Annotated in this window: 18 protein-coding genes; 6 read left to right on the top strand and 12 right to left on the bottom strand. The window is 54.2% G+C overall.

Annotated features, from left to right (window positions below; translation table 11 throughout):
* Nucleotides 1-340 precede the first annotated feature (340 nt).
* From C8265_RS17390 to trfA, 7 genes are all read right to left on the bottom strand, one after another.
* A complete protein-coding gene (locus C8265_RS17390) occupies nucleotides 341-1,534 on the bottom strand; it encodes a GIY-YIG nuclease family protein (protein WP_108485311.1) in 1,194 nt (397 codons plus the stop codon).
* Nucleotides 1,527-3,575: a DEAD/DEAH box helicase gene (locus C8265_RS17385; protein WP_108485310.1), complete on the bottom strand. Its 2,049-nt coding sequence runs from the start codon at nucleotides 3,573-3,575 to the stop codon at nucleotides 1,527-1,529. Before C8265_RS17385 ends, C8265_RS17390 begins: the two co-directional genes overlap by 8 nt.
* Nucleotides 3,576-3,750: 175 nt before the next feature.
* The gene (locus tag C8265_RS17380) at nucleotides 3,751-5,223 is read right to left on the bottom strand and encodes an ATP-binding protein (protein WP_108485309.1); all 1,473 of its coding nucleotides are present in this window, start codon (nucleotides 5,221-5,223) and stop codon (nucleotides 3,751-3,753) included.
* Complete coding sequence (locus C8265_RS17375; RefSeq protein ID WP_108485308.1) at nucleotides 5,220-7,970, bottom strand: class I SAM-dependent DNA methyltransferase; 2,751 nt, start codon at nucleotides 7,968-7,970, stop codon at nucleotides 5,220-5,222. Before C8265_RS17375 ends, C8265_RS17380 begins: the two co-directional genes overlap by 4 nt.
* 113 nt (nucleotides 7,971-8,083) lie before the next feature.
* Nucleotides 8,084-8,377 carry a hypothetical protein gene (locus C8265_RS17370; protein WP_108485307.1) on the bottom strand — a complete coding sequence of 98 codons (294 nt, stop codon included), beginning with the start codon at nucleotides 8,375-8,377 and terminating at the stop codon, nucleotides 8,084-8,086.
* Complete coding sequence (locus C8265_RS17365) at nucleotides 8,359-9,027, bottom strand: ParA family protein (protein WP_108485306.1); 669 nt, start codon at nucleotides 9,025-9,027, stop codon at nucleotides 8,359-8,361. Before C8265_RS17365 ends, C8265_RS17370 begins: the two co-directional genes overlap by 19 nt.
* Nucleotides 9,028-9,114: 87 nt before the next feature.
* The gene (gene trfA / locus C8265_RS17360) at nucleotides 9,115-10,104 is read right to left on the bottom strand and encodes a plasmid replication initiator TrfA (protein ID WP_240611127.1); all 990 of its coding nucleotides are present in this window, start codon (nucleotides 10,102-10,104) and stop codon (nucleotides 9,115-9,117) included.
* 620 nt (nucleotides 10,105-10,724) lie between these two features.
* Here trfA and C8265_RS17355 point away from each other — a divergent pair.
* From C8265_RS17355 to C8265_RS17330, 6 genes are all read left to right on the top strand, one after another.
* Nucleotides 10,725-11,804 (top strand): plasmid recombination protein, encoded by a 1,080-nt coding sequence (locus tag C8265_RS17355; RefSeq protein WP_164512372.1) that lies wholly within the window; start codon nucleotides 10,725-10,727, stop codon nucleotides 11,802-11,804.
* A 1,048-nt stretch (nucleotides 11,805-12,852) separates the two neighbouring features.
* Nucleotides 12,853-14,013, top strand: a complete 1,161-nt coding sequence (locus C8265_RS17350) for an AAA family ATPase (protein ID WP_164512371.1) — start codon at nucleotides 12,853-12,855, stop codon at nucleotides 14,011-14,013.
* Between the two features lie 362 nt (nucleotides 14,014-14,375).
* Entirely contained in the window at nucleotides 14,376-14,759 is a 384-nt protein-coding gene (locus C8265_RS17345; protein ID WP_108485302.1) for a hypothetical protein, read from the top strand.
* A gap of 183 nt (nucleotides 14,760-14,942) precedes the next feature.
* Nucleotides 14,943-15,560, top strand: coding sequence for a hypothetical protein (locus C8265_RS17340; RefSeq protein WP_126623195.1), 618 nt, complete (start codon nucleotides 14,943-14,945; stop codon nucleotides 15,558-15,560).
* 239 nt (nucleotides 15,561-15,799) lie between these two features.
* Complete coding sequence (locus tag C8265_RS19330; protein ID WP_126623194.1) at nucleotides 15,800-16,180, top strand: hypothetical protein; 381 nt, start codon at nucleotides 15,800-15,802, stop codon at nucleotides 16,178-16,180.
* Between the two features lie 93 nt (nucleotides 16,181-16,273).
* A complete protein-coding gene (locus C8265_RS17330; RefSeq protein ID WP_108485299.1) occupies nucleotides 16,274-17,143 on the top strand; it encodes an alpha/beta fold hydrolase in 870 nt (289 codons plus the stop codon).
* 412 nt (nucleotides 17,144-17,555) lie between these two features.
* Here C8265_RS17330 and C8265_RS17325 read toward each other — a convergent pair whose 3' ends face one another.
* From C8265_RS17325 to C8265_RS17305, 5 genes are all read right to left on the bottom strand, one after another.
* Nucleotides 17,556-17,921 (bottom strand): hypothetical protein, encoded by a 366-nt coding sequence (locus tag C8265_RS17325; protein ID WP_126623193.1) that lies wholly within the window; start codon nucleotides 17,919-17,921, stop codon nucleotides 17,556-17,558.
* Between the two features lie 133 nt (nucleotides 17,922-18,054).
* Nucleotides 18,055-19,326 (bottom strand): Y-family DNA polymerase, encoded by a 1,272-nt coding sequence (locus C8265_RS17320; protein ID WP_108485297.1) that lies wholly within the window; start codon nucleotides 19,324-19,326, stop codon nucleotides 18,055-18,057.
* Nucleotides 19,323-19,757, bottom strand: a complete 435-nt coding sequence (locus tag C8265_RS17315; RefSeq protein WP_108485296.1) for a LexA family protein — start codon at nucleotides 19,755-19,757, stop codon at nucleotides 19,323-19,325. Before C8265_RS17315 ends, C8265_RS17320 begins: the two co-directional genes overlap by 4 nt.
* Nucleotides 19,758-19,842: 85 nt before the next feature.
* Nucleotides 19,843-20,520 carry an SOS response-associated peptidase gene (locus C8265_RS17310; protein WP_108485295.1) on the bottom strand — a complete coding sequence of 226 codons (678 nt, stop codon included), beginning with the start codon at nucleotides 20,518-20,520 and terminating at the stop codon, nucleotides 19,843-19,845.
* Nucleotides 20,521-20,659: 139 nt separating this feature from the next.
* Nucleotides 20,660-20,947, bottom strand: a 288-nt coding sequence (locus C8265_RS17305; RefSeq protein WP_108485294.1) for a PRC-barrel domain-containing protein, incomplete at its 5' end; no start/stop codon positions are given.

Here is a 20,947-nt window from a genome sequence, read left to right as displayed (position 1 = left end):
TCTGATCCCGATCCGCTCCCAGAAACCGATTGAGAACCATAGCCTAGGCAGGTCCATTGGATCTCTGGGAACGTCAGAAGTCGCGCTGCACTCTTCCAGGCTACGTCAGTGGGATTCTTCGCTCTGACAAGAAATTTTATGATTTTCCCGAAATGCGTCTCGTAGGTAATACGTGCCCCGCTTGAAATCTCCGCGTGACTTGATTCTGCGAGTAGTAGCGGGTCGATAAAAAGCTTCGTATCAGAATTTAAAGTCGGGTCGAGGATGCCCCGACTTTCGAGCTCTTTGGAATCAATCCCATAGTGCTCTGAAAATCTGATTGGGTTGCTTATTTTCCCCATTATATCGAACGCTTCACGAGTTGCGCGTTTTGTGGATCATAAACATACCTCGCAATCGTGCCGTCTTTAATCCGCTCGACCGCCTCCTTGATCACAAAAAGCGGCACGAAAAACCACTCACGCGGCACAACCGGCCGCCCAAAGCGATCCAAGATCTCAATCTCAAGCCGTGTGGGTTCGAAGATGCGATGGATCAGGTTTTCCAGCTTCGTTCGGTTGATATTATAGAGTTCATAGGTCGCCACGATCTCTACATTGGCCATTAAGAATGTCGGCTGGAGATGCGCTCCTGCAATGCGCTTTTCCACGCTCATGTTGGTCACACCGATCTTATGCACCAGCTCTCGATTTTCCGCGATAAGCGGATGATCGGCCTTGCTGCGCAGCACATAGATTGTGCCGCTCGCCTCATCGCCGTCGATCGTTTGGTCGGAAAACAATGGACCAGCGGTTGGTTCTGTGATCCGGCGGCCAGCCTCATCCTTGTTCAACGCACGCTGAAGCGAGCGCATCAGCATGTTGCTCTCGGTGCCATTGTCAAAGATCACTCGCAACCGGGCATCAGTGCGCCCTTGATCAGTGATGGTGATCTCACCCTTTTCTGCGACATAGGCCTTCTGACCGCTGACGATGAAGAAACGCCCCTTTTCGATCTCGGCCTTCATCTCGAACGGACGTGTTTCGCGCAGGCCACTATTCAACTCATTTTGCACCTGTTCGAAGAGCGGTTTGAATGTGTCGAAATCCTCACATTTGTCGCGGTTCGCGATGTCTTCTGCCGCCTTCTTTTCTGCAGTTGAACGAACGTGCCTCAGTTCTGTGATCGGGAGGGCATCAACGTCGATCCCGAGCTCCGCCAAAAGAGCATCATCATCGAGTTCATCGCTGGCAGCAGGCAAAGTTGGCTCAGACCCTCTCAGAAGCCCTTGATGGTCCAGCGGCTCCACCAGATCACGACATTCCTGCACTTCGCGCATACGATCCAGCCGGACGGCGTAGAGGCGCTCAAAAAAATCCCCGTCTTCGCCATGTTGCGGCTGTCGCCCCTGCTCTTCGGTAAAGCGCTGTATCTCTTCAAAGCCGGCGATGATACGCTCTTCTCGCGGCGTGCGGCTGACGGTCTTTTTTGGCTCGATCTCAATGCCAAGCTCGGCCAGTAAAGCATCATCATCCGGGGTAAATTCTTTAACCATTGGCGGCCTCCTGCTTCATACGGGCAAGAAAAGCGACACCTTCAGCCATCTTCTTTTCCCATGCATCAGCCGATGTGATGGACGGTAACCGCCCCCGCTCCTGCTTAAACTTCACTGCGCGGCGCGCCAGATCGCGTGCCTCTTCAGGGGACAGCTGCACTTTCTTGGCGGAGATTACCGCTGCAACCTGCTTGAGGCTTTCCTCATTCATGCTTTCGGCAAGGATGGCATAGGCTTCACCAAAGGGATTAATCCGGTCGATCAGGTCGATATCGAGTTCGCGCACGTCCATTGCAAACTTGCGCACACCGTCAATCAGTGCCGTGTTGCCGTTTGTCTCTGGATCGTTTGAAGCGGAAAGCGCTATCTCCTTTGCCTTCTGGGTCAGGTTCAGGGCAGCGACCGCATGCTGGCGCACCGCCTCCTGATCCTCAGCATCTAGCTCGGGAAACTTCGCCCCGACGATTTTGCCCATTCGGACCTGGGTCAACTCCTCAGGCACAAGTTCGGGATCAAACAGCCCGCGTTCGATTGCTGTCTTGTCCTGAACAAAAGCAGTGATCACCTCGTTCAGGTCGTCATTGCAGATCCGTTGTGCAAATTCACTTTTAGGTTCAGCGAGGCCTTTGATCTCGATCTGGAATTGACCACTGTGCTTGTCAAAGCCAACATTTTCCTTCTTCGGATCATAGCCGTTTTCGCCATAATCAAATCCCTCGACAGGTCCACTTTTGGCGCTCTTTGCTGTGAAATTAAACCGGGGAGCAAGCACCTGCTCCATGAGCAAACTTGCTGCAATAGCCTTGAGCGTGTCGTTCACAGCCTCGGTGACTGCCGCTTCAGCAGCATCCGGCTCGGCAATCAAGTTGGTGAAACGGGCGCGTGATTTGCCGACCGCGTCACGGGTAGTGCGGCCAATGATCTGCACGATTTCAGTCAGGCTGGCGCGATAGCCGACCGTCAGCGCGTGTTCACACCAGACCCAGTCAAAACCCTCTTTGGCCATCCCTAGGGCGATGATGATGTCTACATGGTCACGGTTGTTCTTCTGAGCAGGGTCTCTCAACGCGGCAGAAACTTTTTCGCGCTTCACAGCCTCATCATCCACCAGATCGGCGATCTTCAGAACCCGCCCCTCGGGGGTTTTCACGAGATGAAACCCGGTAATAGGGTCCATTTTCTGCCATTTCCCCAGAGCCTCGATAATGTGCTCTACTTCTTTGTGTTTGTCCTTCGTGCTTTCGCGTGCATTCACGTTAGGGATGTGCAGGATCGTCTTCTCATTCGGATCAAGCACCTTCAGGATGTCGTCAGCATAGGAGCCGGAGTAGAAGAAATAACCAATATCAAGGGTTTTTAAATATTTGTAGCCGTTCAACTGCTCATAGTAGGTGTAGGTGACCGTATCGAACTTGGCCTCGTTTTCAGGCACCAGGATCGGCGCCGCATCGCCGCGGAAATAGCTGCCGGTCATCGCCACGACATGCACGCTGTCGCGGGTGATGAAGTCATTGAGCTGTTTGCCGAGAATGTTGTCCTCGCTGGATGAAACATGGTGGAATTCGTCTACGGCAATCAGCCGATCGTCGAATGCCTCGATTCCAAACTTCTCCACGGCAAACCGGAATGTGGCATGGGTGCAGACCAATATCTGGTCGCTGCTTTCAAGGAACGCGCCGACCGATTTGACCTTGCCGCCATCCGTTCCGGGCGAGTTACACAAGTTCCATTTCGGCTCGACCTGCCAATCGGCCCAGAAGCCGAACCTGCTCAGCGGCTCGTCATTGAAACTGGCTCCAATCGACTTTTCCGGCACCACCACGATGGCCTGTTTGACCCCTTGGTTGTGCAGCTTGTCCAGCGCGATGAACATCAGTGCGCGGGATTTGCCGGAAGCGGGGGGCGACTTAATCAACAGATATTGTTCGCCCCGCTTTTGATACACGCGCTCCTGCATCTGGCGCATGCCCATCTCGTTGGATTTGGTCGATGCGCCATTGGCTTCATATTTGACGGAGACGGAGGGGACTTGGTTTTTCATGTTGTTTTCTTTCTGGCGTCTGCGACATCTTCCGTTCCAAGGTAGGCGATCAAGACCCGATCAAATGATAATGCCGCGATACAGACATCATAACAGCATGATTTATATTTGTTTTTCAAATCTCACCCTCCTGCCCCCGTCGTCATAATCAAAACCCGATCAATTCTTTTCCAAGCTACGCCCATGCAGGCACATAGCCGGCACGCGGGCGCTCTGCATCTGCTGGCCGGATCAGGCCGGCGTCCAGTGTCGCGCGGATAACCCGTGACGCCTGCGCTGCGTTCTGATCGTCGATGCCGAGCCGTTCGCGCAGTGTGGCGTTCGTCATCTTCTGACCGCCTACGTATTTCAGTGCGGCATGCTGGAAACATGCACGCACGGCCTCTTCCGGTGTCATGTCGGCAAAGCGGCGCGGCGCAAACAGGACCACGCGCACAGCGTCGCCTTCCATGCGGAAATCCGGGGGTGGCAGCTGGTGCAGCTCAACTGCCGTGATCACCTTGTCGATGCCGGTGCCTTGCTCTTCGCACAGCTTCATGCGGCGCATCAGGGATGCGAGGGCCTCGTTGCGGGAGCGGGGTGGTGTATCCAGAAACCGGTCCGGGCTCATCAATGGCGCGCCGGGGTTCGTGATTTCCATGCGGTCGCTGAACAGCTCGATCAGCGGGCCTGCGCCGGTGATCGTCATGTCCTGGTGGATCAGCGCGTTGGCGATCAACTCACGGATCGCGATTGACGGGTAAAGCGGGCGTTCCTCGCGGAAAGCTTTTCCGATCAGCTCGTTTCGGGGCAGAAGGCCGTCGATGTAATCCACCAACCCCTGAAACCCCGCTGCATAGCCGCGCTGGCCGTCCTGACGGTGGCTCACATCATCTGCGCGGCCAGTGCCTGCATAGGCGACGAAGCGGACGCCTTTACGCTCTACCGAAGGACCGAAATCGGCCAGCTTTTTGGCATAGAGGATCGCCCCGAGATTGGTGATGTTCCAATGGTCGCTGACGTCCCGCTGGATCAGACGATCCGCCAGCAGCTTATCGAATATCCCCTGTCTGTTATCAGGTAAGGGTTGTGCGGTCAGATCGAAATAGATGGCGTAGTCCAGCCGCGCCAGAACCTCGTCACCGGTGAGGAACTGCGCGGCGATGCCTGTTTCCCACGCATAGGGCTGTAGCTTGGCCCAGAGGGCGCGCAGGCGCTCGGGATGGGCGGACAGGCGAGGTGTGGCGCTGCCGATGCGCAGATAGGCTGTGCGGTCAAATTCTACGGGGGCCGTGGCGGCGGCGGGGATGGTAAGCAGGATCAGGCGCGCCCCGTCATGATCCACCTCTTCAAAACGGAACTCGATGCCGGGTTGCAGGTGGTTGGCGATCCACAGTTCCAGCGGCTGGCCCTTCTCCTTTTTCACCGTCGGGTCGAACGTCGTGCCTACGGCGGCATGGTCACTGTCGCGCACGCCCCAGATGACATAGGCGAAATGCTGATCGGCCAGACGTGCGGCGTTGGACAGGGCCGAGATCAGCTTGCCGATCAGCGGCCCATCGGCATTGTTTTCCTTGAATTCGATCCACGCGGTTTCCGCCGGTTTGGCGCGCAGGTCATCGACCAGTTTGCGGGTGCGATCCGCGCTCATCACCGGATCAAGCGTCATGCGGGCACCTTGGTGGTCATCTTCGTATACATCTGAAACAGCTTTTCGAGCCGCTCGGTGTCGTTGCGAAAGCGGCGGCCGATGTAGATGCGTTCCAGCACCTCGTCATTGCGGGCGTGGGCGGCGCGCAGGTTTTCAGGCATGGTGTCGGGATTGTAGAGATCGGCGATGGTGGCGGGGAAATGCGCCTCGCGGGCGAGCAGGATGTCCTCGGCGCATCGCGTCAGATCGGCTTTGTTCTTCTCGGTGAGTTTCGGAATCGGGAAGGTATGCCAACCGATGGTGTTGGAATAGCTGAAACGCATCTCAAGTCGCACGCAGACCGTGCCGATCCAAACCCAGTGCAGACGCGAGGCGACTAGCGCCATGTTCCATAGGGGAGCATCGTAGATAGCGTAACACTTATTTGAAAAGACAACATTCCCTGGCAACAGGGTTACCGGTAGAAACTCTCTGTTTTCCGAAGTGATTGCAGGGACAGAGATTGTAAACTCCTCTGCCGTTCCTTCTATCTGCATAAACCTGTGTGGTGGGACTTTTGTGTTTCTCGTAGTCGGTGCGCTACTGTTCAAACGCATTTCGCGCACGCGATCAATTCTCTCGGCAATGAACGGGATCGTTAGAGCCTCGGTTAGTTTTTCATCCTCAATCCATATGCAATATCTTGGCAACGCATTGAGAACTTCATTTGCTCCCATAAATGGGCGAACAAACTGTTCAGGCAAAACATTATTTGAAATCCACTCACGCGCTTCCTGCGCTGTCATCAGGAAATTACCGCCATCGGTAGGCATGTTACCACGCAGCATCTTTCCTCTGCCTTCGGGTGTGCGTGCAATTTTACTCACTATAACGTTCGGACCGGCCACTAGATAGGCGTTGATGTTTTCGACTTCTTTCAGAACGGTTTCACCGTCACTATTTAACGCATAAAGCCTACGCACCGAGCCGACGTGGTTGGAGACAGCCACAATGACTACCGTCACGCCTGCGTTGTGGCTGGCCAAATTTGCCCATTTAAAGTTTGTGTGTGCAAATACGATCTCGTGCCCTGTTTCGAACATCAGCGGCCAGAGGATCGGCACCTGCTCTCCCTGACAGATGGAATTGGTGGACACAAAGGCCGACACAGTTGGCGTGTGTAGCCCGTAGTCAGCAGCCTTCATGAACCAACCCGCGACATAATCCAACGACTTCCAGCTTTTGGTGCGCCCGTCAAAAATGCGCTTTAGATCTTCTTTCTGCTCTTTTGTTTGCCATGCGCTGCCAAGATAGGGCGGGTTGCCGCAAATATACGTCTCGCCCCCTTCATTCTCGAAATCAATCTGCGCTTGCTCCAGCGGCGACATGAACAGATCATCCGACTGAAACTTCACCCCCGTCCCCGTGGGCGGACAGATCGACAGCCAGTCGAGCCGTAGCGCATTAGCGCAGGTGATCCAGTTGCGCGCATCCAGCGGCAGGAATTCGGCCAGCGCCTCTTTCTGGCCCAGATAGGTCACATCGCACTGATACTCCGCGATGATCAGCGCAAGGCGGGCGATCTCGGCCGAGAAATCCCGCAGCTCAATCCCGCGGTAGTTGGTCAGGGGAATGTCACTGCGCCGCCCGGGCGTGCCGATGCGTTTGTTCAGCGCGAACTCAATCGCGCGGATTTCCTTGTAGGCAATGACCAGAAAGTTGCCCGACCCGCAGGCGGGATCGAACACCCGTATCTTGGCCATGCGCGCGCGCAGGTTTGCCAGCTTGCGGGCATTGTCCCCCGCCGCCTCCAGCGCCTCGCGCAGATCATCAAGGAACAGCGGGTTCAGCACCTTCAGGATGTTCGGCACGGAGGTGTAATGCATCCCCAGTGCGCCGCGCTCCTCATCATCCGCCACGGCCTGGATCATCGAGCCGAAGATATCCGGATTGATCTGGGTCCAGTCCAGCGAGCCGATATGGCTGAGGTAGCGCTGCGCGATCTTGGAAAAGCGCGGCGCCTCGGTGCTGCCGGAGAACAAGCCGCCGTTCACATAGGGGAAGGCATCGGCCCAGCGGGGCAGCTTGGCCCCTGCCCTATCCGCAATAGCGGTGTTCATCGCGCGGAAGACTTCGCTGATGATTTCGTGTGTGTTGGAGCCATCGCGGTTCGACATCTGGTCGATCGTCGCGGTGAACAGGTTGTCGCTGACAAAGATATCGGTGTCTTCGGCGAAGAAGCAAAAGATCAGCCGCGCCATGAAATGGTTCATGTCATGGCGGCGCGCGGCGGTGCCCCAGTCGGGGTTGTCCTCGATCAGTTTGACATAAAGCCGGTTGAGGCGGCTGGTTGCGCGGATGTCAAAAGCGCTTTCGCGGATCTGTTTGACGGTGGAGATGCCCGCCAGCGGCAGGAAGAAGCCGAAGTGATCAGGGAAATCGGCATAGGCGCAGGCGATGGTGTCGCCGGTGGTGATGTCCTCGGCCTCAAGGTCAATGCCATCGGTGGTAAGGATGAACTTCGCCTTGGCCTTGGTGGTGGCCCCGCTGGCTTTGAGGGCTGCGAGAGTCTGGGCCACCTCGCCCTTGGCGCAGGTCTTAAGGTGGATGTTGTTGGTTTGAAGAACGCCGCCAAGGTCGGACTTGTTCGACGCGCCGGTGCGCAGGCGTTTGATGGTGGTCTCTTTGTTGCCGAAAGCCAGCAGAAAGGCATAAGGAAATTCGTCATCATCGAACGGCTGCTCGGCCAAATCGGATATGGCCTCTTCGATTTCAACAGCGTTCATGCGTCACCCTTTATGCAATCGGAAATGTGGCGTGGCTTAGTAACAGTGATGTATTGAGTAAGCGACCATACCCAACAGATAACAGATAACGCTTATCGGTTACCTATTATCTGTTATCTTCTGCGACCATCAATTTCAGCGTTGGCCGGAATGTCCAGGCCGCCGGCTCTCAGGCACTCATACAGCAGCTCTTTTTGTGTCAGCCGTCGCTTTTTTGCTTCCGCAGCAAATGCCTCCTTTATTGGTTTAGGGACATTCGTAAACGAGAACTGGACGCGCGGCGCATCCTTCAACGCTGAGGATTTGGCCCTGCTTACGCTCGGGAGGGGGGCCGCCATCTCCTTGATCTTGCGAGCGCTGTCATCGCCATCAAAATCGTCTTCAAGACTTACACTGACTTTTGCCATGATCCGCTCCTGTAATAATCGATAAGGCCTCTACTTTGCAGATCTGCTAGGACGGTCTGCGCAGAGGTCTTGGCCGCGCCTTGCGGGGCCATGCCTGTTGAGGTCATTTCCTTGAAACCCGTGCGATGTGCGCACATCGCCTTCAGTCGCGGAATATTCTGGGCATCCAAGGCGTCCACAATTGCCTGCGTGATATTGGTGTGCGCATCCACGTCCATCATCACGACAAGCGCCGGAATGTCCTTTTCCATCGTATCGGCAACGCTCTGGACATGGGAAAAGGTGCGCCGAGCCCCCTTGGCATCCGCTTCATTGGCCTTTGATGGAATGAGGATCAGGTTGGCAGCAGCGATGGCGTGCATTGCCATCGCTGACTTGAAGCCTGCGGTATCCACGAAAATTGCGTCATACGCGGGGTCGGATTTCTTTAGAGCCCTGACCGTAGGCAAAAGCTTTTCATCGTCTTCTTCGGACAACCAGTCCAAGTCAGTCCGTTCCTTTTTCGCCCAGGCCTCGAGATGGCGTTGAGGGTCGGTGTCGATAACAGCAATTTTGGCACCGTCAGCGACCATCAGGCTGGCAAGCGCCGTCAGTAGCGTCGTCTTGCCCGCGCCACCTTTTTCCTGAACTACGCTAATAACTTGCGTCATGAAGCACTCCTGTTTCCACAACAATTAACAGGTAACACCTAACAGTCAACACTTACCTGATAACAGGTAAGCCATAACTGTTATTTGTTATGGTGCATTGCCCTTTCGTTCATACCACTTTCGACAAAAACCGACAAAAGCACCGTCAGCGTGACGCGGGGCTTCACTCATCCACATCCGCCACTCTTGCTCAAGGAAATATACATCCCATGTCGGAGCCGCCTCACGTGCTTTCTCATAAGCCTCGCCAGATAGGCGAACTGTATCCGTGAGATTTGAAGCGGGCTGATCCCCGTAAATGTCAAGAAATTCAGGCTTTGGGGTAATCTCCAGAACATCGTGTAGTAATCGAAAGCGATAATCCGGCATGTGTGACGAATCTTCGTCGGCCTTGCAGATGGTTTTTACCAGCCGTTTGAATTCCTTGGACGTCGATGTCGAGCCGGTTTTGAGTTGCAATTTATCCAAACCTATCCGCCAAACCTCTTGCTTCCCGCAATGCTTCCGGGCGAGTTCATAGAGACGACGTTCCAGAGGCTTCCTTAACTGGAAGTAAGCTTTGTGAAGGGTAAGAACGTTCTTGTTTTCAATTGCTTTTACCAGCCAGTCACCCATTTCTAGCTCAACGCTCAGAAGCCGTCCCGTCGAGTCTTCTTTGACGATACGAGCGTCTGTAATGAACGAAATCGAGCGCCATTCGCCTATGCCGTGGTCATGAATATTTGTTTCGATCTGCGTGAACTGAAGCCGGGTGAGGGCACGACGCAGTGTTGCATAGGCTTGTCCAGTCGTGTGCCGGTTGGTTGCCTTCAGGAGGTCATGAGCCGAGATCTGGACGCGGCGCCCGATCTCTTGGCCTTCATTTTTTGCTGCCATCAGCTGACTGAGAACATATATCAAGATATCCCGGTCAAAGACGTTTGCGCGGCCCTCTTCAGCGGCCGGCGTAATTTTCACTTTAACATTACCCTGCTCATACTGAAACGCTACCATGTCCTTTTTGACCGATAACGAGAAGAGGGGATACTCCATCGATGCTCGATCGCTTTTCGGCGTAGCGTCGAGAATATCGCACACGAACAGATCCGGTTCAGCGTGCCTTTCTGGTAGGAGAGCCGTGCGTTTTCTTGGTCTAGCCATTATTCGATACTCTACACACCGTTCTTCGACAGTCTACCCACCTTTGGGCAAGTTCTTCGATACTCTACACACCTTTCCTCGATAGTCTACCCACCATTCTTCGATACTCTACACACCAGCCCCTCAGAATGTGGTCATTTTAATGTTTTATATCATATGCTTAGGGTTTCTCCGATTCTCGTAACACTAGTATTAACACAAATATAACACACACCTTCGCGTCGCTTGAAAAGCGATCAACGGCTTCCCTTCATCCTTCAGAATAATTTCATCAAATATGTCATGAGCGGCAGAGCATGCGACCGGCACGCTTAGGTTTTACCAATACTGGAAAGGCGTAACTTTGTTTTACGAACGGTCAGACCTAACAGTTTTGTTTTACGAACACCTTCTTGAAGGTGTTCGTAAAACAAAACTCCACAAAATGCGGCAATTATAAAACAGAATGATAAAAAGTCCCCATATGAGCAGAAAGACTTTTTCTCATTTTTCGTTTATCTATGACGACTGATGAGGAGAGTAACATGGCACATGGGAGAAACGGCCCGGATCTAGTGATGACGACACGTTATGTCGGGGCATCAGAAATCGGGCAGATGACCAATCATGAGCGGAACCGGACACCTGACGGTTTCTCTGCGATTGACGAAACAAGAACGCATCTGAACAAGATTCTGCATGGGCCTGCTACGCAACATCTTGCGCTGAAAAAGCTCTGGGATTCAGGGGTAAGGAGGCCGACAGCACAAGCCGAGCGTCCATATGTTCAGACGGTCATCAGCGCATCACCAAACTTTTTCCGAGATGAAAGCCAAGGCGTAGGGGAGTGGAACGAAGCGCGTCTCAAAAAGTGGATTGAGGTCACAATGGCTTGGCTGCGAAAAGAATATGGGCCGGATCTGGCGCATGTCGCCCTGCACTTGGACGAAGACACGCCACATCTCCACATCCTAATCGTGCCTACCTACGAACGCAGACCTCGTAGACCTGGGAAGCCTGCAAAAAACGAAACGCTCCCAGAATTCGATGCCCGCATTTTTGCTGCACAAACCGGTAAGACGACACGAACAGTCAGCCGATCCAGCAACAAATACTGGTCGAAAATCTCGGTCCGGCGCGACGCGCGAAAATCCTATCATGCAGCTGTCGAGCATCTGGGCATCGGTTATGGTCGGGATTTTGTCGCAGCCGGCCAACCATCACCCCAGAACAAAACAACTGCAAAATGGGTGAGGGAAGAGGCGGCACGGGTAGCGGAAGACCGTGCCCATTTCAGCTCAGATCGTGCTGCTCTCGACGCTGAGATCGTAGAAGCTGATGAGTATCGCCTGAAACACAGAGGTGAAGCTGAAAAAATTAAAGCCCACCAGCAAAGAAAAAGTTCGATGCTGGCGCGTGAGAAGCTCGCACTGGAGCAGATGCGAACGAAAATCGAAAGGGATCGCGATACCATCCAGAGCGCGATGCGTGCATTGCAGGGAGTTATTGACGCAGTGGGGACGACCTTGGACGTCAGGTGGCCCGATGGCATGACCGCAATGGTCGACAAGATCGAGCTTTTGATCACGAGCTTGCCCGACCAGACACGATCCGTGTCAGAGCCACAAGGCGATGGGGACTCTGATCCAAGAATGTGATCGCATCGGGGATGGGGTGAGAGATCTGTCAACATTGGTCTCACGGGCGATACTGCCAGAATGGGGGATTATGGTCATTTTCCAGACTATTTCCAAGCGGAGCGCTTAGAGCAGCCGACAATCATCATAGAACGTGCCTCAGGGGCGATGGGAGGCGCCTCTCGTGGCCTGTCGAGGGTATTTGCTGCCATGGGTAGCGCAAACTACCTTATGGCGCTGTATGAGCCTCTTTTGCGGCTCCGCCGCGGCGGAGTTATAGGCTCTGCTCCTCTGCCAATGTAACGCTGAGTTTTGGCTGTAACGAGCCATGGTTACAGATAGTCTATTGATATCATTTAACAATATGAATTTGTAACGCTGTAACCCCGTAACCGTCAAACATATATGTAATGGTGCATGCGTATGAGAGCGTGCGTATACGTATATATATATTTATTTATATTTAAGTTACATAGATAGATAGATAGTAATAAAAGGTATATTTTACAGGTGCTTACGGGTGTAACCTCATCTGTAAACTTCCTGTAACGGAGTGTAACCTCGTTACACCGTTGTTTCTAAACAATAAAATTCAATCTTTTCCGAAAAGAAGCTCCAAAAAGGGAGAAATTTACCCGTCACAGATGCCGAGAAGGCGGGTTTGCCGCGCTGTAACGCAACCTGAGCGATCATGCTTATAGCAGGCCAATGCGGCTCTTCGGGGTGCCGGGGTTTCAAAATTCAGGCGATTTTGATCATTTTGCCACTGTCCGGTTGCGACTGATGCCGATGTCGACATTTCGTGACCCGTATCAATCCGACAGCGGTCCTTTTTCAGAGCCGTTGTCCCATCGGAAACATCCACTGCTGCTAACCACAGTGATATAATGTTTTGCTAGGGGGCTGCGAGACCCCGTTGCAGATGCTTTCATCACCGTATAAAATATTTCCATTCGCAATCCTCAACAGTCCCCCGGCCGGGGGTGAGCGCCATCGAGCGTTTTTTAGCCTGATCTCCCATCCCTCAAAATATCTTCTCATTCGGCGCAGGTCAGGCTGGAGAATGAAGATGCAAAAAAGTATTTCCTTATTTCAGGTGCGGCCCGAAAAGCCGGACCCTGAAAAGCTCGGTGTGGAGCTGATCCAGCGTCGGCTTGCGCGGATCCGCCACCAGATGGAGCAAAGCCAACCGGTTTCGGACTGGCTTGATGTTGCGACCGCAATGTGGCGCATGCGGCAGGGCGGCGATGACGACAGCATCAGTGGCCTAATCAGCAAGCCAACCGTCGAGGATTTTCCGCATTACCCGACCCGGCTGTCGTCAGCGGAGCGAACCCGGATCACGGCTTGGGTGCAAAAAAGGGTCGCTGCGATACCCGCTGGAAGCCCGCTATCTGCTAAAATCCCCTTGGAAGAACGAGAGGCGCTTACTGCGGCGGCGCGTGGCATGCGCGCAGTTTATCTGACCGAGCATCAGATCGATGAGGCTTTTGCGGCCGTGCATAAAGATTTTCCGTGGCTCGTAGCGGTCACGGAAAAAGCATGGCGGATTGCTCTGCGCCGTTCGCAATCAGGATTGCCGGTCGGAGTAGGGGCCATGCTGCTGTCCGGCGCGCCAGGTCTGGGTAAAAGCGCCTGGGCCCGTGCTGTCGCCCAGGTGCTGGAGGTGCCCTCGGTGGAGATCGATGTCGGTGCAACAGGCGGCGTTTTCGACGTTCAAGGGATCGCACAGGGCTGGGGGTCAGCAAGTAAAGGTAAAGTCGTTTCAGTGATGGTGGCTGAGCGTCTTGGCAACCCGCTGATCATCCTTGACGAGCTGGATGCCGGCAGCAGCACCGCAGGAACGACCCGCGGATCCATCCCTGGCTTGTCGAAAATCCTGATGGGTATGATCGAGCCTTCGACAGCCGCCGCGTGGACGTGTCCGTATTTTCAAGTCCCAGTCGACCTGCGCCACACATCGTGGGTCGCCTCTACCAATGATTTTGCGCATATCGAGCAAGCGCTCCTCGATCGCATGACCGTGATCGAGATACCAAACCTGACGCACCAACAGCTCTTAGGTTTTGCTGAACGCGAAGCAAAAAAGCGCTTCGATGAAGAGATCGTTGGGGCCGTCGTTGAGCAAGCCGAGAGATGTCTAAGGCGAGGGTATCGGCTATCGCTTCGGCATGTGGTGCGATTGCTGGACAGAGTAGAGGAGGCGGCCGATCGGCCAATGCTGCACTGACAGAAAAGTTCAACGCATTTAACATTTTTGGCAAAACCAGCTGAAATGTTAACTGTGTTGAACATTATGGACCTGAGGCGGGCAGGGCGTGAAAGATCACCTGGTCGGCATGATGATGTAGCACACATGGAACATTACGCGGATTAAAGTTTCGTGTGTGCAACATTGGTCCGTTTCGCGGCGCGACTTGACCCAGCAATCCTTATCTCAATCAACGTCACTGACAATGCCAAGAAAAAGTGCGGATTTGGAAATATTTTTTCCGAAGTTTGTTTGACGCAGGTGGCAGTGGGGTGGTAATATAAGTAACTGAAATAAATTATGAAAAGGGAAATTTGCATGAAAATTTATGGAGAAAAAAGATGCAAATCCCCGCCCAAATTATCGGTGCCATCTGCGTTATCGCGGCACAAGTCTACGTCCTGCTCAACCAACTTGAGGCAGACGTTCTGGATGATGCCTGGAGCATAATCGATATCCTGAAATGGCAAGCCCTCGGGCAGGTGGCCGCAGCTTCAATTGCGCCGGATGGCCTCCGTTTCGTGGCCTTGGCGCTGTCCAGTTATCTCGCTGCAGTGCTCGCCATCGTTCTGATCCCCGCATGGGTGACGGGTGTATATCCGGTCATGACCTTCATCGCGTTGTTCAATGGACACCCGAGTCTGGCAATTTCTTTTGTGGGCCTGACTCTCTATGTAGCCGCGTCGTATTACGCCGTCCGGCTGCTCTATGCACACGAACTTTGAATACTGAAAGCTGCAGTCGGCCTGATGGATGGCTGCAGCCTGAAGCTGGAATTTGAAATTTCAGGTCGCGCCTTGGTGATCGGCGCACGGCCCTGACAGCACTCTCTGGAACACCTGAAACCGCGCTTGCAGGCCTCTTCAAGGCCATGGCTAATGTGTTCTCTGTAAAACAAGGATATTTTGATGAAATTTTTTAATACCGTATTGATGTCAAGCGCGCTGGTCGCGTCGGCCGCTCAAACGGAGACTCAAATTAATGGTCTCGTTACCATCACACCGGAGTGGCACGAGGCGATCGCCGCCGGAGAGTGCCTAACCCAGTCCGGTTTTGGCGCATGCGCTGCGACCGAGACCTTTGGGCCCGCGCCGAACGGCCACATCTATCAGGGCCCAACTGAGGAAACCTCCCGCCTGCTGACGCAATACAAGGTCTACTCTGAAGAATGCCGTGGCGCTGTAGGTCAGGCCAACATCGACGGCTGGTGTGCCAAGAGGAACGCCGCGCGCGAGGAGCTGGCCGCGCAAGGAGTTTGCCTGGGCGATGCCGGATTCCACCTGTGCGCTGTGGCTGCAGAAGGAGCCCTGCCGATTTTCGGCGAGTGGATATGTGGTGGAGCCAGCACAACCATCAGCGCGAGGCACTATCAGGGCAAACCTGTCGATACCATCGAGCGAATGGGGGACGATTATCTGGTGGCGTTGACCGATGGATACCGTTTTGCCGCTTTCGACGTCACAACGACATCCTTCACGTGGTATTCTCCGCAAAGCGGCGACACGTTCGAGTGTCGCGTGCCATAGGTGTCTTGGTCACGCGGTGCCGCCTTTTTTTTCGGGCATCGTTTAAAGCTTCCGAAATCTGGCAATCTTTTCAATAATTTGCCAGATTTTGGCAATTCCATGATACTGTCTGTTCACGAAGTTGTAATATTTCGGGTTTTCCCCAATATTCTTTCTTTCAGACCTAGCGCGATCAAAAGTCCTACTTAAGAAATGCTCTAGAGCCGCAGAAAATCTGTTGGCATTAGAAGGATGGACTAATGAAGATTTCCTACAATCGCCGCCTCGACGCGGTCGCAACACATGCAAATATCGCTGGCGTAAATACTCCAAATCTCACGGAGATCGAGGCTGCTATCGTGAGGGCTGTTCGTGATCGCCTTACGCATTTGCCGCAAAATAAGCGGTCGGGAGCACGTGTCACATATTTGTCTGCGGGTGCTGATGCTATGGCATATCGGTTTCCGGTAAACGGTATCAAGGTTGTGGCCATGTTGACGACCAAGGGTATCCGGATCGACCAGATTACGCGGGAAAAACGCTATCCGAAAACCCCGCAGCGTGTGCATGTGGAACTGACCGAAGCACAGCGGGACACTATCGCCAAAAATGCGGTGTCATATGCCCTGAGTGCAGCGTGATTGGAGTAATAATGCAATGATGTTGCTTCTGCTTACACTGCTCCCGCCGCGTTCATTCGCGCTTGATCCGCACCCGCAGCGGAGGGCGCTGTCATGAACAAACTTTACACCCCTTCTCTTGAGGTCGCATTCCTCGAACGCGGGCCTGCAGATGGCCGGGTTATCATCTTCCTGCATGGTTTTCCGGACGATGCCACGGGATTTCTTCCGGTCATGAACCTGCTCGCCGATAAGGGCATCCGCACGCTGGCCCCCTACATGAGGGGTTTTGGCCTTACGACTTTTCGCGACGGATCAATGCTGCGTTCGGGAGATACCGCGTCACTGATCATGGATGTGCTCGAGATCATGGACGTGCTTTGCATTGATCGCGCGACATTTGTCGGTCACGGTCTGGGCGCGCGGACCGCGCAGGGTCTTGCGGCACTTTACTCCGAGCACGTGGAGCGCCTTGTGACGTTTGGCAGCTATGCCATCGCGCCGCCAAACAAAGACCTGTTGCCGACCTACTCAATCCTGCAGGAAAATTGGTATGAGCTCCTGCTGAAAACGCCGTTTGCCGAGAGAATCCTCGAGGATGATATGGACCGGTTCGCCAGATATCTTTGGAGCATCTGGTCACCGGGCTGGTGTGCGACAGAACGTGAAATCGCTCTCGCCGGCGTTGTGAAATCGTTTATGACCCAGGATTTTGTTGAGATTGTTCTGTCCGCCTACACGGGAAAGGGACACGATGCGCGCCTTTCTGATATCCAGACGACACTTTCGGCAAGACCCAGGGTTACGGTGCCGACGACAATAATCCGGGGAGGGCAGGATCCACTGGAGCCCCCCGCCTATGTCGCCCGGGATGAAGTGTTCTTCACATCGATCAAGCAGAAAATCACCTGGCCGGATGTGGGGCATTTTGCTCATCGGGAGAAACCTGCTGCTGTCACGGAGGTGCTGCTGAATGCGATATGAGGTCGCAAAGAGAACACTCGAAGGTTTGCAAATGGGAGCGATCCTTCAGCATATTGGTTGCAAGTAAACAAAAATGTAAGCTTGCTAAAATTATTGCTTGCAAGCCTCGTTGAGAGAAGGTATGGTTAAGTTGTCTCAGGGACAGTCTACCGCCGGATAGGCGGCTGAGAAGACACTCGATGTTAACTTAACTTAACAACGTTTGTCCCTGAGGCCGCCCTCAGCGAAAGTTGAGGACGTGCCCCGCAAATGCGGGGATAGATCAGACTAATCATCTTAGTGTATACTTAGATGTGATCGATTGATCGAAACGTCTTGTCTGTGCTTACAGGCAGTAACGGGCGTTTTAGCCCCGCACATGCGGGGATATCAGAAAGGGGCTGTGGTAACGCAGCCCCTTTTCATTTGAGGGTCACGATCTCAATGCATCAAGCGTTATCGACATATTGTATTTCCGGAGCACTGCCTCGGTTGCATCATCATCATCATGGATCCAACCGCGAGATAACAGCAGTTGCATATCTTCGGGGGTATAGGCCAAGCCGTGCTTCTTTATCGCAGCGAAAATTTCTTTCGGCGTCATGCCAAGATCATATCCGATCAGATATGAGATAATACGGGCGTGATCGGTCAGAGCAGCAGTAGCGGCGTCAAAAGCTTCGCTGTCTTCTTCCCGGATCCAGACAGACCGTTGCACGAGGCCCGCATCTTTCAGGCGCCCGCGACGTTCTGCAGACGCAGTTCGCATAGAGTGTTTCTTACTTTCAGAATATGACATTTATTCCCTGATTGGTTAGAAGTAACCTTAATTTTCTGACTTACTACACTACCTCGCACGCAATAGTGTCAAGTGAACTGAGGCATATTATTTCTGCACCAGCGCTGCTTCAGACAGATTGGGATGCTGTCGATTAGCGCACCACAGGTAGATCAGACATCCGAGTGGTATAACGCGGGCTGCGATGATCCGCCCGCAGCTGCCATGGCCTCTGCATGCCTTCACTCGCCAGCACCATCGTCTTCTTCCCGAACCGATCATTCACTTGATCAAGCGCGGTCATGAGCGCTGCAGACTTTGGACGTGCGACGTCAAACAAGGTCTGCGGCCGGTCTTCGAGCCGCACCAGATCGTCCAAGAGCACGCCGGCTTTCGTAAATCCGAAGGTCCCGACGTGCGCCTTTGGCCAAGCCGCCTGTGCGCAGCGCCGTGCCGCTTCGACAAGATCGAAGGTATCCGACGACATCGGCATCATCCGGGTAGAACGCGACCCCGAATACTGAGGTCGGTCCGGTCGATGCCTGTTAGTATGATAGAAGACCGTCAGTGTTCCGGCGACGAGCCCATGTCTGCGAAGCTTTTCTGCCGCTCGTGTCGCATGTGCGGTGATCGCCTGAAACAACGTATCGAAGTCCGTCATTGGTGTCCCTGAGGAGCGCGTGACCGCCATGCCTTTACGTTGAGGCTCTACCTCGTCGAAAGACAGGCAGGCCTCGCCCTGCAGCTCCAAAATCGTGCGCTCAAGCACAACAGTGCCAACGGCACGGGCTTGCCGCAGTGGCATGTCCCGCAGTTCTGCAGCCGTGTGGATTCCTACACCATGCAGCTTCTTTTGTGTCTGTCGTCCGACGCCCCAGATGTCTCCAACCGGCACCATGGGCAGGATGAGATCCGCAAGCGCTTCATCCATCATGTCCAGAACCCCCGCGAAAATCGGGTTTTTCTTAGCGACATCGTTCGCGCATTTCGCCAGAGTTTTGGAAGATGCAATGCCGACCCGCACCGGGACGCCGATACGTTGCAGAACCTCAGACCGCATAGCGCGAGCGTGGGCCACACGATCTTTAAAGCCGGTGAAATCCAGAAAACACTCGTCGATCGAGTAGATTTCCACGTTTGGTGTGAAATCTTCATAGACCTCGACAACCCGCCGGGAGATGTCGCCATACAGCGTGTAGTTGGAACTGAACACCCGCACGCCATGCGCCGCGATCTTGTCGCGGATCAAATGCAAAGGCTCGCCCATCCTGATGCCAAGTGCTTTGGCCTCGTCGCTGCGTGCCACGGCGCAGCCGTCATTGTTCGACAGCACGATGACAGGCACATTTTTCAGGGTCGGATCGAAGATCCGTTCAGCGCTGACATAAAAGTTCGCGCTGTCGCTGATCGCGATGGGCCGCTTCACGCCAGATCATATCGCCGCACGACGCCTGCGATCACACCCCAGATCTCGCTGTCTTCGGTCAGTTCGATGTCGGGGAACTTCTCCCGGCTGTTTGCCGGAGCCAAATAATACCTGTCCCCGCGTTTGCGCAGGATCTTTGCCGTCACGGCACCCTCGACAACGGCCAAGACGGCGCGGCCGAGGCGCTTCTTGCCCGCGCGATCCACAGCAATGATGTCACCATCCCGGATCCCCACGTCCCAGAGGCAGTCCCCCTCCACACGCCACCAAAAGGTGGACGCCGGATGGCGCACGACCCAAGCCATAGGGTCGATTTCGTCCTCAAGGTCGTCCCCAGCAGGTGATGGAAACCCCGCACTGGCAGGCATGGTGACGAGGCGCATCGGAAAACCGTTGGCAGTGACAGGTTGTTCGACGCGGTGCAGAGGCATGGAAATCCTTAGTGGTTCTTATTTTGTTCTTAATCTGTCATATGCCCCGTGACTGTCAAGATTGATCCGGCTGGCGGCCCTGAAATTAAAGATCGCCCCAGTCGGATTTGAGCCCTTCGCCCGATTGATAAATGACCATTTTCTCAGTCGGAAACGGTCGTATCAGTTTAAATGCTACTTCCGGCTCGCTTGTGAGCCATTCTTCATAGTCTTCCGGATGCAGGATTGCGGGCATACGGTCCGGATGAGTATCCCCCACCAGCTCGTTCGGTGTCGTGGTGATCATGGAAGAGGTGATCAGATCGCAGTGCTCGCCGCCATAATTCCCGTTGAATGCCCGCCAGACACCAGCGAGGGCGAAGGGTGGGCGCGCATCTTCGCCGTTGACGCCAAACCAGACATAGGTGGCTGGGTTGCGCCCCTTGGCCTCGCAGAAGCTCGTCGCCGGGATCAGGCATCGGCGTTCAACAAAGCTTTTCTTCCAAAAAGATGATGTCTGCAGCTTGTCATCGCGGGCGTTGTTGACCGCCTTTGGCTGGATCGGATCGCCGGTCTTTTTCGAGACCTGCGGCAGCACGAAGCCCCAGTGCGTTTTCCAGAGCGCACGGTCGCCGTCATCGTTCAGGGCAACAACCGGGGCAGTCCCTTTCGGGAAAATCGCGGGCAGAGGCTCTGCGTTGCCGAGCTGATCGTGCTGCGCGTCTACCGCGAAGAGTTGGCGCATCGCGGCTGGCGGCATGGTGTTTGAGTAAAGGTTACACATGACAAATCTTAACTTGATGGAGTGGTCGCCACGAAGGATCGTTCCATATGATCTTGGGTGAAAGACAGGCGATATCAGACAGTGAGAAGGCCAGCACATATAGATATGCTGGCCCCATTTTCTGCGAAATGCAGAATAGTCAGTGCTTGTGCTCAGGCAGATCTTTCAACTGGTCCTTCGTCATGGCGGTCGTTGCGTGAACCTTGCCACCTTCGTCGCGCATGAAGTTCAGATTTGAAACAGGCAGGGACACCGGCTTTGCACCCAGGCCGAGAAATCCACCGACATCTACAATGGCCTGCGCGGAATGACCCGTGCCATGGAAATGCGACACGTCACCGATGTGGCTGTCATCGGGGCCGTAAACGTTAGCGCCATCGACGTTCGCGGACGTCAGTTCGTTAGCTTGGAGGGGGGTGTGCTTGGA

It is taken from the genome of Oceaniglobus ichthyenteri (genome assembly GCF_003057885.1).
GTDB classification, from domain to species: Bacteria; Pseudomonadota; Alphaproteobacteria; order Rhodobacterales; family Rhodobacteraceae; genus Oceaniglobus; species Oceaniglobus ichthyenteri.
The sequence above is the reverse complement of the archived record's forward strand: the minus strand, read 5'-3'. Positions and strand labels throughout refer to the sequence as shown.

Bases quoted from the DNA above. Each gene is read 5' to 3' on its own strand.
- C8265_RS17390 (WP_108485311.1), bottom strand. From the start codon at position 1,534: ATGGTTAAAGAATTTACCCCGGATGATGATGCTTTACTGGCCGAGCTT.
- C8265_RS17385 (WP_108485310.1), bottom strand. From the start codon at position 3,575: ATGAAAAACCAAGTCCCCTCCGTCTCCGTCAAATATGAAGCCAATGGC.
- C8265_RS17380 (WP_108485309.1), bottom strand. From the start codon at position 5,223: ATGACGCTTGATCCGGTGATGAGCGCGGATCGCACCCGCAAACTGGTC.
- C8265_RS17375 (WP_108485308.1), bottom strand. From the start codon at position 7,970: ATGAACGCTGTTGAAATCGAAGAGGCCATATCCGATTTGGCCGAGCAG.
- C8265_RS17370 (WP_108485307.1), bottom strand. From the start codon at position 8,377: ATGGCAAAAGTCAGTGTAAGTCTTGAAGACGATTTTGATGGCGATGAC.
- C8265_RS17365 (WP_108485306.1), bottom strand. From the start codon at position 9,027: ATGACGCAAGTTATTAGCGTAGTTCAGGAAAAAGGTGGCGCGGGCAAG.
- C8265_RS17355 (WP_164512372.1), top strand. From the start codon at position 10,725: ATGACGACACGTTATGTCGGGGCATCAGAAATCGGGCAGATGACCAAT.
- C8265_RS17350 (WP_164512371.1), top strand. From the start codon at position 12,853: ATGCAAAAAAGTATTTCCTTATTTCAGGTGCGGCCCGAAAAGCCGGAC.
- C8265_RS17345 (WP_108485302.1), top strand. From the start codon at position 14,376: ATGCAAATCCCCGCCCAAATTATCGGTGCCATCTGCGTTATCGCGGCA.
- C8265_RS17340 (WP_126623195.1), top strand. From the start codon at position 14,943: ATGAAATTTTTTAATACCGTATTGATGTCAAGCGCGCTGGTCGCGTCG.
- C8265_RS19330 (WP_126623194.1), top strand. From the start codon at position 15,800: ATGAAGATTTCCTACAATCGCCGCCTCGACGCGGTCGCAACACATGCA.
- C8265_RS17330 (WP_108485299.1), top strand. From the start codon at position 16,274: ATGAACAAACTTTACACCCCTTCTCTTGAGGTCGCATTCCTCGAACGC.
- C8265_RS17325 (WP_126623193.1), bottom strand. From the start codon at position 17,921: ATGTCATATTCTGAAAGTAAGAAACACTCTATGCGAACTGCGTCTGCA.
- C8265_RS17315 (WP_108485296.1), bottom strand. From the start codon at position 19,757: ATGCCTCTGCACCGCGTCGAACAACCTGTCACTGCCAACGGTTTTCCG.
- C8265_RS17310 (WP_108485295.1), bottom strand. From the start codon at position 20,520: ATGTGTAACCTTTACTCAAACACCATGCCGCCAGCCGCGATGCGCCAA.